This window comes from Microbacterium sp. T2.11-28, assembly GCF_950097975.1.
Lineage (GTDB): Bacteria > Actinomycetota > Actinomycetes > Actinomycetales > Microbacteriaceae > Microbacterium.
The window spans coordinates 1-13,898 of the sequence record NZ_CATNHF010000029.1 but is presented as its reverse complement, the minus strand read 5'-3'; the positions used below and the strand labels follow the sequence as shown (position 1 = coordinate 13,898).

Genomic DNA, 13,898 nt, shown 5'->3' with positions numbered 1-13,898 from the left:
GGGACCCGACCGACAGGCCCGGGGAGCGGGGGCGGACGATGCTCGATGACGCCACCATCGCGGCGCTGGCGGCCGAGCTCGCGGAGGCGGACCGCACGCACGGCGTCATCCCGCGGATCACGGCACGGCACCCCGAGGCCACCGTCGAGGACTCGTACGCGATCCAGCGGGTGTGGCGCGATCGCATGACGGCGGCGGGCCGCCGGCTCGTCGGCCGCAAGATCGGGCTCACCTCGCGCGCCATGCAGCAGGCGACCGGCATCGCCGAGCCCGACTACGGCGTGATGTTCGACGACACCGTGTTCCGCAGCGGCGACGGCGTCCCCGTCGACCACTTCTCCAACGTCCGCGTCGAAGTCGAGCTGGCCTTCGTGCTGAAGGAGCCGCTCGCGGGGCCGGACGCCACCCTGGCCGACGCGCTGCGCGCGACGGACTACGTCGTGCCGGCGCTGGAGATCCTCAACTCCCACATCGAGCTCGAGGGCCGGACGATCGTCGACACGATCAGCGACAACGCCGCCTACGGCGCGATGGTGCTCGGCGAGACCCGTCGCCGCCCCGACGAGGTCGACCTGCCTTGGGTGCCGGCGGTGCTCCGCAAGAACGGCGAGGTGGAGGAGACCGGGGTGGCTGCGGGCGTCCTCGGTCATCCGGCGACCGGCGTGGCGTGGCTCGCGAACAAGATCCATCCGCACGGTGACAGACTCGAGGCGGGCGAGATCATCCTCGCCGGATCGTTCACCCGACCCGTGTGGGTCGCGCGCGGCGACGAGGTGCTGTGCGACTACGGACCGATGGGGAGCATCTCATGCCGCTTCATCTGACGGACACCTTCCGGGACCGCCTCGCCGCCGCCGGCTCCCGGCCGCTCGCCGGCCTCTGGGCCTGCGCCGGCTCGCCGCTGGTGACGGAGATCCTGGCGGGATCGGGCATCGACTGGCTGCTGATCGACATGGAGCACTCGCCCAACGGCCTGGAGTCGACGCTTGCTCAGCTGCAGGCGGTCGCCGCATACCCGGCGACGCCGGTCGTCCGCGTGCCGATCGGGGATGTCGTGACCATCAAGCAGGTCCTCGACCTCGGGGCGCAGAACATCCTCGTGCCCATGGTGTCGTCGGCCGACGAGGCGCGCGCCGCCGTGGCGGCCGTCCGCTACCCGCCGCGCGGGCAGCGAGGGGTCGGCTCGGCGCTGTCCCGATCGGCCCGCTGGAACCGCGTCGAGGGGTATCTGCAGGACGCCGACCGCCACACGTCGCTGTTCGTGCAGATCGAGACGGCCGAGGGCGTCGCCGCCGCGGCCGAGATCGCCGCGGTGGACGGCGTGGACGGCGTCTTCGTGGGCCCTTCCGACCTCGCCGCCTCGATGGGGCTGCTCGGTCAGCAGACCCACCCCGACGTCGTGGCCGCGGTCCGCCGCACGTTCGACGCGGTCCGTGCGACCGGCACCCCCGTGGGCGTCAACGCCTTCGACCCGGCGGTCGCGCGCGACTACGTCGATGCGGGCGCCGCCTTCGTGCTCGTCGGCGCGGACGTGTCGATCCTCGCCCGCGCCTCCGAGGGCTTCGCGGCCGACTGGGCCTGAGCGTGCTGCGCCCGATGTCCCACTCTCTTCGCACCGTGTCCCCATTTCGGCGGATTCCGTGACCCGCAAGCGACCGGAAGTGGGACATCCGCCCCTGGGGTGACAGGCTGGGCGCATGAAGAGGGATGTCACGAGCCGCATCGTCCTGCAGGTCACCGAGACCGCCGACCTCGTGTTCGCGATCGCCGTGGCCTCCGCCTACTCCGCGACGGAGTCGCTGACGGCGAGTCTCGACGGCGCGCCGGTGGAGGTGCGCGAGCTCTCCGACGTCCACGGCGGACGTCTGCACCGCCTCACCGCGGAGCCCGGCGAGCTCGTCGTCGAGTACCGCGCGAGCGTGAGCGACCCCGCGACCGCGCTCGAGACGACGGAGACCGACCTGCTCGTCTACGGCCGTCCGAGCCGCTACGCCGACTCCGACACCCTCGCCGCGACCGCCGCCGCGCAGTTCGGCGGCATCCCCGAGGGCAGGGACCTGCTGACGGCCGTGTCGTCGTGGGTGGGCACGCAGCTCTCCTACGTGCCGGGCTCGTCGCTCCCGACCGACGGTGCGACCCAGACGCTCCTGGCCCGCCGTGGCGTGTGCCGCGACTACGCCCACCTGTGCGTGGCGCTGCTGCGCGCCCGCGGCGTGCCGGCGCGCCTGGTCGCGGTGTACGCGCCCGGACTGCACCCCATGGACTTCCACGCCGTGGCAGAGGCGTGGATCGAGGGCGCGTGGCGGGTCGTCGACGCGACGACCCTGGCGCCGCGTTCCAGCCTGGTGCGAATCGCCACCGGCCGCGACGCCGCGGACACCGCCTTCCTCAACGTGATGAGCGGCCGAGCCGACCTGGTCGACGTCGAGGTCTCCGCCGTGGCCGACGTGCTCCCGGACGACGACCTCGACGAACTGGTGACCATCGGCTGACACTCCGCGAGTAAACCTGTTGACATCTCTCATGTCAACTGGTTGACTCGCGCCATGGCCGCGCGTATCACCGTCACCCTCCACGAGCTCGTGGCCGAGCTCGACATCTACGCGGATGCCGTGCTGCGCGAACGCCACGGCGTCTCGTACAACCTGTTCGAGTTCCTCGCGACCCTCGCCGAGCTCGGCCCCATCGACATCACCGGGCTCGCCCGATGCCTGCGCGTCACGAAGGCCGCCGTCAGCAAGCGCGTGCCGGCGCTCGTGGCGGACGGGTGGATCACCACCGAGTCCGGCGGCGGGCGACGGATCGTCCTGTCGCTGACGCCGAGGGGTGCCGACCTGGTCGAGTCCGCCGGCGGCGAGCTGGAGACCGAGTTCACCGACATGCTCGCCGACCCGCGGCTCGATCCCGCCGTCTCCCCCGCCGCGATCGACCGCGAGCGCCTGAACCGACATCTGGCCACCCTCACCGCCATCGTCATCGAGAAGGGACACCCCGCATGAACCGTCGCATCCTCGTCGTGGTGGGAACGCCGCTGCCCGACACGCTCACCCACGCGCTCGCGGGCGCCTACCTCGAGGGGGTGCGCGGGGCGGGGGCAGAGGTGCGCGTCATCGATCTGGCCCGCGACCCCATCCCGGACCACCCGCGCGTGCGCGACCAGCTGCGCGTCCCGCGCACCGACGCGGATCTCGCCCTCGACCCCGACGTCGCGCGCTACCTCGACGACGTGCTGTGGGCCGACCACCTCGTCGTCCTCCATCCGCAGTGGTGGGGCACGGTCCCGGCGGCGCTCAAGGCGTTCATCGATCGCGTCTTCCTCTCCGGCGGCACGTTCCGCTACCGGGAGCGATCGGCGGTGTCGGACCGTCTCCTGTCCGGACGGACGGCGCGCGTCGTCATGACGATGGACTCGCCGCGCTTCTGGAACCGCCTCGTCTATCGGAACGCCGCGGAGACCTCGCTCACCCGCGCCACCCTCGGCTACTGCGGAGTGAAGACCATCGGCGTCACGCGGTTCTCGCCGGTCCGCTTCAGCGACGACGCCGCGCGCGCAGACTGGATCGCCCGCGTCCGTGCGCTCGGCGTGAAGGATGCCGGCGCCTCAGCCCGCAGGCGCCGGGTCGCCTTCCCGCCTGCGGCGGAGCGTGCCACTGTAGGAGCATGAAGTCCTGGGTCGTGAGGTTCGCCTCGCTGTACGTGTTCAACGTCGTCGTGCTGCTCCTGATCGGGCTGCTCCTCCCGAGCGTGAGCGTGGGATGGGCGTCGCTGTGGGCCGGCGTCATCCTCACGGCGGCCACCATCTGGCTGAAGCCGTTCGTCACCCGCCTCTTCACGGGCGCCGCGAAGAAGTCCGCCTCGCGTCGCACGTTCGTCGGCGAGAAGCTCGTGCAGTACGGGATCGTCTTCGTGGTCGAGCTGATCGTATGGATCCTCGTGGTCGTCTTCTCGGGCGTCGACGTGCGCGGCTGGTTCTGGGGCTACGTGATCCCCCCGATCCTGCTCCTGCTCGCGTGGGTGGTGTACGACCTCGTCGACGACCGCGTCGAATCGCGTACGGGCGCGATCTACGACCGCGCGACCGGACGCCGGGTCGCGCCGGGCGCCTCCGCGGCTGCGACGCCGTCGGCGGACGCAGCGGAGACCCGCGACGGCCTCACCCCCGAGCAGCGCCGCATGCTCGACGAGCTCGGCTCATGAAGTTGCTGTAACAAAGCGACGCCCGAGCGCCCTCCGTGCGCGGCGAGGCGGGAGAATGGATGCCACGGCGCTGCCGCACAGCACGCGGGCGGCGCCGCGTCCCGATCCACCCGATCGCACCTGATCACGGAGAACTCACATGTCTCGTCCTTCCCTGCGCACCGTCCTCGTCGCCTCGCTCGCGGCATCCGTCCTGCTCGCCACCGGGTGCGCGTCGGGCACCACGCCCTCCTCCTCGGAGTCGCCTGCCGCCGACGAGGGATACGTGACCCCCGGCAAGCTCACCATCGCGACGGGCGAGACCGCCTACTTCCCGTACGTCATCGACGACGACCCGGCCAGCGGCGAGGGCTTCGAGGCGGCTGTCGCGTATGCCGTGGCCGACGAGCTCGGCTTCGCGCACGATGACGTCGAGTGGGTGCGGACGAGCTTCGAGTCGGCCATCGCGCCGGGCCCCAAGAGCTTCGACTTCAACATCCAGCAGTACACGATCACCGACGAGCGCAAGCAGGCCGTCGACTTCTCGTCGCCGTACTACTCCGCGAGCCAGGCCGTGGTCGCAATCGAGGGCGGCGCCGCCGACGGGGTCACCGACCTCGCGGGCCTGAAGGACCTCACCCTCGGCGCCATGACCGGCTCCACGAGCGCCACGACGCTCGAGGAGGCCGTGCAGCCGACGACCGCCCCGCAGCTCTACGCGTCGAACGAGGACGCCGTCGCCGCGCTGAAGGCGAACCAGATCGACGCGATCGTGCTCGACCTGCCGACCGCGTACTACGCGACCGGCGTCTACATCGAGAACTCCTTCATCGTCGGGGAGCTCCCTGCTGCGGGCGTGCCCGACGAGTGGGGCCTTCTGCTGGCGAAGGACTCGCCGCTGACCGAGCGGGTCACCGCCGCGGTCGACGCGCTCCGCGAGGACGGCACGCTCGCCGAGATCACCGACGAGTGGCTGGGTTCCGGCCAGGGCGTGACGCTCCTGCAGTGACGTCGCGCTAGCGTCGTTCTGTGACATCGCATCAGCCGAGCGCGCTCGAGCTCGACCGGCGCGCCTTCCGACGGGGGCGTGAGCGCCGGTCGGTGCTCGTCGCGATCGCGTCGACCCTCGTCTTCGCGGCGATCGTCTGGGCGACGGTCATCAACACGCCCGGCTGGGCATCGGTCCAGCAGAGCTTCTTCGCTCCCGACGTCGCCCTGCAGGCGCTTCCCAAGGTCTGGGACGGCTTCCTCATCAACCTGCAGGTGCTCGGCCTGTCGGTGATCACGGTCGCGCTCGTCGCGCTGCTGGTGGCGGTGCTGCGCACCCTCCGCGGGCCCGTGTTCTTCCCGGTGCGGGTGATCGCCGCCGGCTACACCGACCTGTTCCGCGGCTTCCCGTTCATCATCGTGCTGTACCTCGTGGGCTTCGGCCTGCCGACGATCACCGACACGCGCATGCCGGTGGTGCTGCTCGGCGTCATCGCGGTGACGCTCACCTACTCCGCGTACGTCGCCGAGGTGATCCGGGCGGGCATCGAGGCGGTGCACCCCTCGCAGCGGCTCGCCGCCCGCGCCCTCGGGCTCGGGTACGTCCAGACGCTCCGCCGCGTCGTGCTGCCCCAGGCGCTGCGCAAGATGACGCCGCCGCTCATGAACGACTTCATCTCGATGCAGAAGGACGTGGGGCTGATCTCGATCCTCGGCGCGATGGATGCGATCGCCGGCGCGCGCTCGGTCGCCTCGCTCACCTACAACTTCACGCCCTATGTGGTGGCCGGCATCCTCTTCGTGCTGCTCGCGATCCCCACGATCCGCCTGGCCGACTGGTACACCGCGCGGCTGCGCGAACGCGAGCAGGCGGGAGCGATCCTGTGACCGTGCCGGCCCCCGCTCCCCTGCTGCGCGCGAGCGGTCTGTGGAAGGCGTTCGGCGAGCGCGAGGTGCTGCGCGGCATCGACCTGGAGCTCGCCCGGCACGAGGTCGTCGCCGTCATCGGTGCCAGCGGCTCGGGCAAGTCGACGCTCCTGCGCTGCCTGAACCTGCTGGAGCCCATCGACGACGGGCAGATCTTCCTCGCCGACGTCGACATCTCCGATCCCCGCGCCGACGCCAACGCCATCCGCGCGCGGTTCGGCGCGGTCTTCCAGAGCTACAACCTGTTCCCGCACCTGTCGGTGCTCGACAACGTCACCCTCGCCTCGCGCGTGGTGCACCGGATGCCGCGGCGCGACGCCGAGGAGCGCGCACGGACACTGCTGGCGCGGGTGGGCCTCGTGGACAAGGCGAAGGAGCACCCCGACAGACTGTCGGGCGGCCAGCAGCAGCGCGCGGCGATCGTCCGCGCCATCGCGACCGACCCCGAGGTGCTCCTGCTCGACGAGATCACCTCGGCCCTCGACCCGGAGCTCGTCGGCGAGGTGCTCGAGCTCGTCCGCGAGCTCGTCGTCGACGGCGCGACCATCCTCATGGCCACGCACGAGATGGGCTTCGCGCGCGACGTGGCCGACCGGGTCGTGTTCCTGGACGACGGTGTCATCGTCGAGCAGGGACCGCCCGCGCAGCTGTTCACCGCACCGCAGCACGCGCGCACCCGGGAGTTCCTGGCGCGCTTCACCGCCTGACGCGGGTCGGCGCTCCGGACGTCGAGCGAGCGCGGCGAGACGACAGCGCCGCTCCGACACGACGCCGTTTCGTCTCGTCGCTGCGCTCCTCGCTCAACGACCGGGGGCCGGGCAGCTCCGTTCCGTCTCGTCGCTGCGCTCCTCGCTCAACGACCGAGGGCCGGGCAGCTCCGTTCCGTCTCGTCGCTGCGCTCCTCGCTCAACGACCGGGAAGCGCGCTCCGGACGTTGAGCGAGCGCAGCGAGACGAAACGCCGCTCCGACAGGGCGCCGTCAGCCGGCGAGGCGCGCCGCGGTCTCCACGACATTCGCGACGAGCATCGCCCGAGTCATCGGCCCCACGCCTCCGGGGTTGGGCGAGAGCCAGCCGGCGACCTCGGCGACGGCGGGGTCGACATCGCCCGCGAGCTTGGCCCTCCCCGACTCGGTCGTGCCGACGCGGGTCACGCCCACATCGAGCACGGCGGCGCCGGGCTTGATCCACTCGGCCTTGACCAGATGCGGCTGCCCGACCGCCGCGACGACGATGTCGGCGCGGGCGACCTCCGCGGCCAGGTCGGGGGTACGCGAATGCGTCAGCGTCACCGTGGCATCGGTGCCCTTGCGGGTCAGCAGCAGACCGAGCGGCCGTCCGACGGTGATGCCGCGGCCGATGACCGTCACGTGCCTGCCCGCGATGGCGACCCCGTGGCGCTCGAGGAGCTCGACGATGCCGGCGGGGGTGCACGGCAGGGGCGCCGCGATCGCGTTCGCGGGGTCGACGCCCAGGACCAGCCGTCCGAGGTTGGTCGGGTGGAGCCCGTCGGCGTCCTTCGCCGGGTCGATGAGCTCGAGGATGGCGTTCTCGTCGATCCCCTTCGGCAGCGGCAGCTGCACGATGAACCCGGTGACGGCGGGGTCCTCGTTGAGGGCGCGGACGGCGTCGGCGATCTCGTCCTGCGTCGCGGTCGCGGGCAGCTCGACCGAGATCGAGGCCACACCGACCTCGGCGCAGTCGCGGTGCTTGCCGGTCACGTAGGAGCGCGATCCCGGGTCGTCGCCGACGAGCAGCGTGCCCAGGCCCGGGACGATGCCCCGTTCGGCGAGCGCGGCGACCGTCTGGGCGAGTTCGGCCTTGATGGCGGCCGCGGTGGCGACCCCGTCGAGCTTCTGCGCCGTCACTGCTGGAGGCCCGGGTAGAGGGGGAACGCCTCGGTCAGCACCGCGACGCGGGCGCGCAGCGCCTCGACGTCGGCGCCGGGAAGCAGCGCGAGCGCGATGATGTCGGCGACCTCGGCGAACTCGGCGTCGCCGAACCCGCGGGTGGCGAGCGCGGGAGTGCCGATGCGCAGCCCCGACGTCACCATCGGCGGGCGCGGGTCGTTCGGCACCGCGTTGCGGTTCACCGTGATGTGGATGTCGTGGAGGAGGTCCTCGGCCTGCTTGCCGTCGATCTCCGCGTCGCGCAGGTCGACGAGCACGAGGTGCACGTCGGTGCCGCCGGAGCGCACCGAGATGCCGGCGTCCTTCACGTCCTGCTGCGAGAGGCGCTCGGCGATGATGTGCGCGCCGCGCAGCACGCGCTCCTGCCGCTCGACGAACTCCGGCGTCTTGGCCAGCTTGAAGGCGGTCGCCTTGGCGGCGATCACGTGCATGAGCGGCCCGCCCTGCTGGCCGGGGAAGACGGCCGTGTTGATCTTCTTGGCGAGGTCGGCGTCGTTGGTGAGGATGAAGCCCGAGCGGGGGCCGCCGATGGTCTTGTGCACGGTCGACGAGACGACGTGGGCGTGGGGCACGGGCGAGGGGTGCAGGCCCGCGGCGACGAGACCGGCGAAGTGCGCCATGTCGACCCACAGGAGCGCGCCGACCTCGTCGGCGATCTCGCGGAACTTCGCGAAGTCCAGCTGGCGCGGGTAGGCCGACCAGCCGGCGATGATCACCTTCGGGCGGTGCTCGAGCGCGAGCCGGCGGACCTCCTCCATGTCGATGATCGAGGTCTCCGGGTCGACGCCGTACGCGACGATGTCGTAGAGCCGGCCCGAGAAGTTGATCTTCATGCCGTGGGTGAGGTGGCCGCCCTGGTCGAGCGAGAGACCGAGCAGCGTGTCGCCCGGACGCGCGATGGCGTGGAGCACGGCGGCGTTGGCGGTGGCGCCCGAGTGCGGCTGCACGTTGGCGAACTCGGCGCCGAACAGGTCCTTGGCGCGCTGGATGGCGAGCTCCTCGGCGACGTCGACCTCTTCGCACCCCCCGTAGTAGCGACGCCCGGGGTAGCCCTCGGCGTACTTGTTCGTCAGGACCGATCCCTGCGACTGGAGCACCGAGACCGGCACGAAGTTCTCGGAGGCGATCATCTCGAGGTAGCCGCGCTGGCGCTGGAGCTCGCGGTCGAGCACCTCGGCGATCTCGGGGTCGACCTCGGCGAGCGGGGCGTTGAAGACGGAATCGGTCATGACGATCTCCTGACGACGGCTTTCGGATTCTGTGTGCTGAGCAACAGCGACGGGTGTCGAGGTGCTCGCATCGGCCCAGGCGTGCGGTCGAATGCCGTGTCGGTCGCTCCCCGGTGGTGTCCCACCTCAACGCCAGTCGCGACCCCCCGAGCATACCGGATGCGGCGCTGATAGGCTGGCCCGGACGGTTTTGTTAGGAACCTTTACATGCCTCCGCCGGAGTCGCCGGCGGGCAGAATGAGAGCCATGGTGACTCCACCCCCGGTCGTCCCCCTCCCCTCGTCGGCCGAGCGCTCCCCCGGTGCGGCCTTCCGCCTCTCGGACGCCGCCGCACTCTCGGGCGACCCGAGCGCCGCCGCCGCCCTGCGCAGGATCCTGCGGGCCGTCGGAGCCCCGATCGGCCATGACGCCGACGGCACGACGGGCGACATCGACCTCGTCGTGGACGGCTCCGGCGCACCCGAGTCCTACCGGCTCGTCGCCGACGCGGACGGGGTGCGCATCGCGGGCGCCGACGCGGCGGGGCTCTTCTACGGCGTCCAGACGCTCGGGCAGCTTCTCACCCGCGACGACGACGGGGCGTGGCGGATCCCCGCCGTCCGCGTGGGCGACGCACCGCGCTTCGCCTACCGCGGGGTCATGCTCGACGTGGCACGCCACTTCCATCCCGTCGCGACCGTCGAGGCCTACATCGACCGCGCCGCCGCGCTGAAGTTCAACGTGCTGCACCTGCACCTCAGCGACGACCAGGGCTGGCGGCTGGAGATCCCGTCGCGCCCGCTGCTGACCGAGCGCGCGTCCGGCTCGTCGGTGGGCGGTGACGGCGGCGGCTTCTTCACCCAGGACGACTACCGGCGGATCGTCGCCTACGCCGCGGCACGGCACATGACCGTGGTCCCCGAGATCGACCTCCCGGGGCACACGCACGCGGTCTCGCTCGCCTATCCCGAGCTGGCCGAGCAGCCCGTTCTCAGCGATCACGTCCGCGACACGGTCCGTGTCTTCGGCGGCGGCCTGCCGCAGCACGGCGAGCCCTACGAGGGGATGGCGGTGGGCTTCTCGTCGCTGCGCATCCGCGAGGAGGAGACGTACGCCTTCCTCGAGGACGTGCTCTCCGACGTGGCCTCCCTCACCCCCGGCCCCTACCTGCACGTCGGCGGCGACGAGGCCCTCGGCACGTCGGCGGAGGACTTCTCCTACGCCATGGCGCGGGCGACCGAGATCGTGACCGGACTCGGCAAGACACCGGTGACCTGGCACGAGGCCGGCGCAGCGCCAGGGCTCGCAGCGGGCACGATCGGCCAGTACTGGGGCTTCGTGACCCCGACCGACGGCATGGACGACAAGACGCGAGCGTTCGTCGCCCGTGGCGGCCGCGTGGTCCTCTCACCCGCCGACGCGATCTACCTGGACATGAAGCCGAGCGAAGACTTCCCGATCGGGCTCACCTGGGCGCGCGGGGCGACCTCCCTGGAGCGCGCGTACTCGTGGGAGCCGGCGGAGGTCGTGGGCGGCGTCGGCGAGGAGAACATCCTCGGCGTCGAGGCCCCGCTGTGGACCGAGACGGTGCGGGACCTCGCCGACATCGACGCCCTCGCGTTCCCCCGCATCGCCGCCGCGGCCGAGGCCGCGTGGTCGCCGCGCACCGGCTCGCATCCGGACCGCACGTGGGACTCGTTCCGGGATCGCGCGGCCGCCCTGGTCCCGCTGTGGCGCAGCCAGGGCGTCACCACCGCGGCCGCAGAAGCAGGCGGGTCGCGATGACCACCGTCGTGCACTCCGTGCGTCTGGTCGACGACGGCCGGATCACCGACGACGCGTGGGCGGCGTTCGGCGACGGCGTGGTGATCGCCACCGGGACCGGCGACGGCTGGCGCGCGCTTCCCGCCTCCGACGCGCTCGACGGCGACGGCGGGATCCTCACCCCCGGCTTCATCGACCTGCACGGGCACGGCGGCGGCGGATGCGCGTTCGACGACGGTCCGGAGGCGATCCGCACCGCCCGCGCCGTCCACCTCGCGCGGGGGACGACGCGGGCCGTCCTCTCCCTCGTGACCGCGTCCGTCAACGACCTCGCGGAGCGAGTGCGCACGATCGCGCGCCTCGCGGGCGACGACGCCACGATCCTCGGAAGCCACCTGGAAGGCCCCTTCCTCGACCCGGCGCACAAGGGCGCGCACACCGAGGGCCTGCTGCGCCCGCCGGATGCGGCGACGGTCGACCGCCTGCTCACCGCGGGCGCGGGGACCGTGCGACAGGTGACGCTCGCTCCGGAGCTTCCCGGCGCGCTGGACGCCGTCCGCCGGTTCGTGGCCGGCGGCGCCCGGGTCGCCGTCGGCCACACCGGCGCCACCGCCGCGCAGGCAGCGGCGGCGTTCGACGCCGGCGCCACCCTGCTCACACACGCCTTCAACGCCATGCCGGGCATCCACCACCGCGCGCCCGGACCGATCGTGGCGGCGCTCGGCGACGACCGCGTCACGCTCGAGGTGATCGCCGACGGCATCCACGTCGACCCCTCCGTCGTGGCCCTCGCCTTCACCGGCGCGCCGGGGCGCGTCGCGCTCATCACGGACGCGATGGCCGCCGCCGGCGTGGGGGACGGCCACTACGAGCTCGGCGGACTCGCGGTCACGGTCGCCGGCGGCACGGCTCGCCTCGACGACGGCGGTGCGATCGCCGGCTCCACCCTCACGCAGGACGCCGCGCTGAGGGTCGCGGTGGGCGCCGGTGTCGACCTGGCCTCGGCGGTGTCCGCCCTCACCTCCGTGCCGGCGCGCGCCATCGGCGAGGAGGGGCGCTACGGCTCCCTCCGCGCGGGCGCCGCGGCCGATGCGGTGCTGCTCGACGACGCGCTCTCGGTGCGCGCGGTGTGGGTCGACGGCGTCCGCGCGGCCCGCGCCTGACGGCATCCGACCCGGCGGAGATGCGGGGCGGGTGCGCCCCCCAGCGCACTCCGCCCCGCCTGTCCCCGCGGGCGCCGCGCCTTCCCCCAGGCGCGCGACCTCGTCCGCGGTCTGAGCCCCAGGACCGCGGCACGCGATGTCGTCCCGCTCCGCGGCAGAGCCGCCGGGCGTCGGGTAGACGACCTCAGATGGTGAGACCGGGGTGGCCCCGGTCTATTACGCGACTTCGCAGAAAACCCCCGCTCGGATCCCCGGACGGCATTTTCCGAGAATCGCGTCATAGCATGCACGCTGACGCGTCTCTTGGGTGGGCCCCGAACCCGACGCCGCCCTCCTCACCCACGGAAGCCTCTCGACGACTGCGATGACCACGACCGACGACACGCGCGACGACGCGCCCGACCTCGCCGACGCCGACCTCGTGCTGCGCACACGGTCGGGCGACGCCGGGGCATTCGGCGAGCTCTGGCGCCGCCACTACCGTTCCGGGCTCTCGGTGGCGCAGTCGATCACGTCGAGCATCGATCCCGACGACCTCGTGCAGGAGGCCTACACGAGGATCTTCCGCTCGATCCAGAACGGCGGCGGGCCCACCGGGTCGTTCCGCGCCTACCTGTTCACGAGCATCCGCAACACCGCCGCGGGGTGGGGCCGCGCACGCCGAGAGACGACCATCGACGAGCTCGAGGCCGTCGAGGATCCCGACGCGAGCGCGCACGCCACCGACGAGGCCCTCGACCGCAGCCTCACGCACCAGGCCTTCCGCAGCCTGCCCACGCGCTGGCAGGAGGTGCTCTGGTACACGGAGATCGAGCAGATGAAGCCGGCCGAGATCGCCCCCCTGCTGGGGATGAAGCCGACCGCGGTCGCGCAGCTGGCGTTCCGCGCACGCGAAGGGCTCCGCGAGGCGTGGATCCAGGCGCACCTGCGGTCGGTGGCCGAGGACTCCGCGTGCCACTGGACCATCGATCGGCTCGGCGCCTACGCCCGCGGCAATCTCGGCAAACGCGACCGCGCGAAGGTCGAGGCACATCTCGCCGACTGCGCACGATGCACGATCGTGGCGTCGGAGGCACGGGAGGTCTCGCATCGACTGGCGATGATCCTCCTGCCGCTCACGGTCGGCACCGGTGCCGCGACCGCGTACCTGGCGACCGTCCAGGGCGGCGGAGCGCCACTGGTCGCGATGGCCGCGGGCGCCTCGACGGCGGCGCCCGGTGCCGTCCTGGTCGGCGGCGGGAGCACCGCCGGTTCGTCGGGGTCCGGGCTCGGGGCCTCCTCGGTCGGGAGCGCGGGCGCCGCCGCCGGCGCGGGCGGGAGCGGCGTCCTGGCCGGTGCCGGCAGCCTCGCGGCGCTCGTCACCCTCGTCGTCGCGGGCGTCGCCGTCGGCGCCGCCGTCGCCATCCCGCAGCTCGTGTCGACACACGTGGCCGCGCCGGGCGACGGTGTGCCGGAGAAGCCGCTGCCGCCCGCGGGGGACGACGATCCGATCGCCCTGCCGGCCCCCGGCCCTTCGCCCACACAGGTGCCCGAAGCCACCCCGACCACCAGCCCCACCGCCGAGCCCGCACCGGCGCCGACGCCGACGTTCGACCCGACCCCGAGCGCGAGCCCGACGGCGACGCCCACTCCGGCGCCGACGCCCTCGCCGACGCGCACCGCGACGCCCAGTCCGACTCCGGCTCCGACGCCGACACCCACGCCCACCCCGACCCCGACCCCGACACCCACGCCCACCCCGACGCCGACGCCGACGCCCACATC

At 72.6% G+C, this 13,898-nt stretch carries 14 protein-coding genes and 1 riboswitch; of the genes, 12 read left to right on the top strand and 2 right to left on the bottom strand.

Features of this window, described 5'->3' with window-relative positions; translation table 11 throughout:
- Positions 1-38: 38 nt before the first annotated feature.
- The 9 genes from QQZ13_RS12700 to QQZ13_RS12660 all read left to right on the top strand — a co-directional run bounded on the left by QQZ13_RS12700 (position 39) and on the right by QQZ13_RS12660 (position 6,797).
- Positions 39-824, top strand: a complete 786-nt coding sequence (locus QQZ13_RS12700; RefSeq protein WP_284529630.1) for a fumarylacetoacetate hydrolase family protein — start codon at positions 39-41, stop codon at positions 822-824.
- Positions 809-1,582 carry an HpcH/HpaI aldolase/citrate lyase family protein gene (locus tag QQZ13_RS12695; RefSeq protein ID WP_284529628.1) on the top strand — a complete coding sequence of 258 codons (774 nt, stop codon included), beginning with the start codon at positions 809-811 and terminating at the stop codon, positions 1,580-1,582. The genes QQZ13_RS12700 and QQZ13_RS12695 overlap by 16 nt, the downstream gene beginning before the upstream one ends.
- Before the next feature lie 115 nt (positions 1,583-1,697).
- Positions 1,698-2,492, top strand: coding sequence for a transglutaminase family protein (locus QQZ13_RS12690; RefSeq protein WP_284529626.1), 795 nt, complete (start codon positions 1,698-1,700; stop codon positions 2,490-2,492).
- Positions 2,493-2,546: 54 nt separating this feature from the next.
- Positions 2,547-2,999: a MarR family winged helix-turn-helix transcriptional regulator gene (locus QQZ13_RS12685; protein ID WP_284529624.1), complete on the top strand. Its 453-nt coding sequence runs from the start codon at positions 2,547-2,549 to the stop codon at positions 2,997-2,999.
- The gene (locus QQZ13_RS12680; RefSeq protein ID WP_284529622.1) at positions 2,996-3,664 is read left to right on the top strand and encodes an NAD(P)H-dependent oxidoreductase; all 669 of its coding nucleotides are present in this window, start codon (positions 2,996-2,998) and stop codon (positions 3,662-3,664) included. The genes QQZ13_RS12685 and QQZ13_RS12680 overlap by 4 nt, the downstream gene beginning before the upstream one ends.
- Positions 3,661-4,197 carry a hypothetical protein gene (locus tag QQZ13_RS12675; RefSeq protein WP_284529621.1) on the top strand — a complete coding sequence of 179 codons (537 nt, stop codon included), beginning with the start codon at positions 3,661-3,663 and terminating at the stop codon, positions 4,195-4,197. Before QQZ13_RS12680 ends, QQZ13_RS12675 begins: the two co-directional genes overlap by 4 nt.
- Before the next feature lie 139 nt (positions 4,198-4,336).
- Positions 4,337-5,185 (top strand): transporter substrate-binding domain-containing protein, encoded by an 849-nt coding sequence (locus QQZ13_RS12670; RefSeq protein WP_284529619.1) that lies wholly within the window; start codon positions 4,337-4,339, stop codon positions 5,183-5,185.
- 20 nt (positions 5,186-5,205) lie between these two features.
- Positions 5,206-6,051, top strand: a complete 846-nt coding sequence (locus tag QQZ13_RS12665) for an amino acid ABC transporter permease (protein WP_284529618.1) — start codon at positions 5,206-5,208, stop codon at positions 6,049-6,051.
- Positions 6,052-6,053: 2 nt separating this feature from the next.
- A complete protein-coding gene (locus tag QQZ13_RS12660; protein ID WP_284529617.1) occupies positions 6,054-6,797 on the top strand; it encodes an amino acid ABC transporter ATP-binding protein in 744 nt (247 codons plus the stop codon).
- Between the two features lie 272 nt (positions 6,798-7,069).
- Here the strand turns inward: QQZ13_RS12660 and QQZ13_RS12655 are convergent, their stop codons facing one another.
- Complete coding sequence (locus tag QQZ13_RS12655; protein WP_284529615.1) at positions 7,070-7,957, bottom strand: bifunctional methylenetetrahydrofolate dehydrogenase/methenyltetrahydrofolate cyclohydrolase; 888 nt, start codon at positions 7,955-7,957, stop codon at positions 7,070-7,072.
- A complete protein-coding gene (glyA, locus tag QQZ13_RS12650; protein WP_284529614.1) occupies positions 7,954-9,228 on the bottom strand; it encodes a serine hydroxymethyltransferase in 1,275 nt (424 codons plus the stop codon). The genes QQZ13_RS12655 and glyA overlap by 4 nt, the downstream gene beginning before the upstream one ends.
- A 66-nt stretch (positions 9,229-9,294) precedes the next feature.
- Positions 9,295-9,378: riboswitch (ZMP/ZTP riboswitch) on the bottom strand.
- A gap of 96 nt (positions 9,379-9,474) precedes the next feature.
- Between glyA and QQZ13_RS12645 the strand changes: the two genes are divergently transcribed.
- The 3 genes from QQZ13_RS12645 to QQZ13_RS12635 form a co-directional block, all read left to right on the top strand.
- Positions 9,475-10,992: a family 20 glycosylhydrolase gene (locus QQZ13_RS12645; protein ID WP_284529613.1), complete on the top strand. Its 1,518-nt coding sequence runs from the start codon at positions 9,475-9,477 to the stop codon at positions 10,990-10,992.
- Positions 10,989-12,134 carry an N-acetylglucosamine-6-phosphate deacetylase gene (gene nagA / locus QQZ13_RS12640; RefSeq protein WP_284529611.1) on the top strand — a complete coding sequence of 382 codons (1,146 nt, stop codon included), beginning with the start codon at positions 10,989-10,991 and terminating at the stop codon, positions 12,132-12,134. The genes QQZ13_RS12645 and nagA overlap by 4 nt, the downstream gene beginning before the upstream one ends.
- A 364-nt stretch (positions 12,135-12,498) precedes the next feature.
- Positions 12,499-13,898 (top strand): sigma-70 family RNA polymerase sigma factor (locus QQZ13_RS12635; protein WP_284529609.1); only part of this gene is annotated, 1,400 nt, incomplete at its 3' end.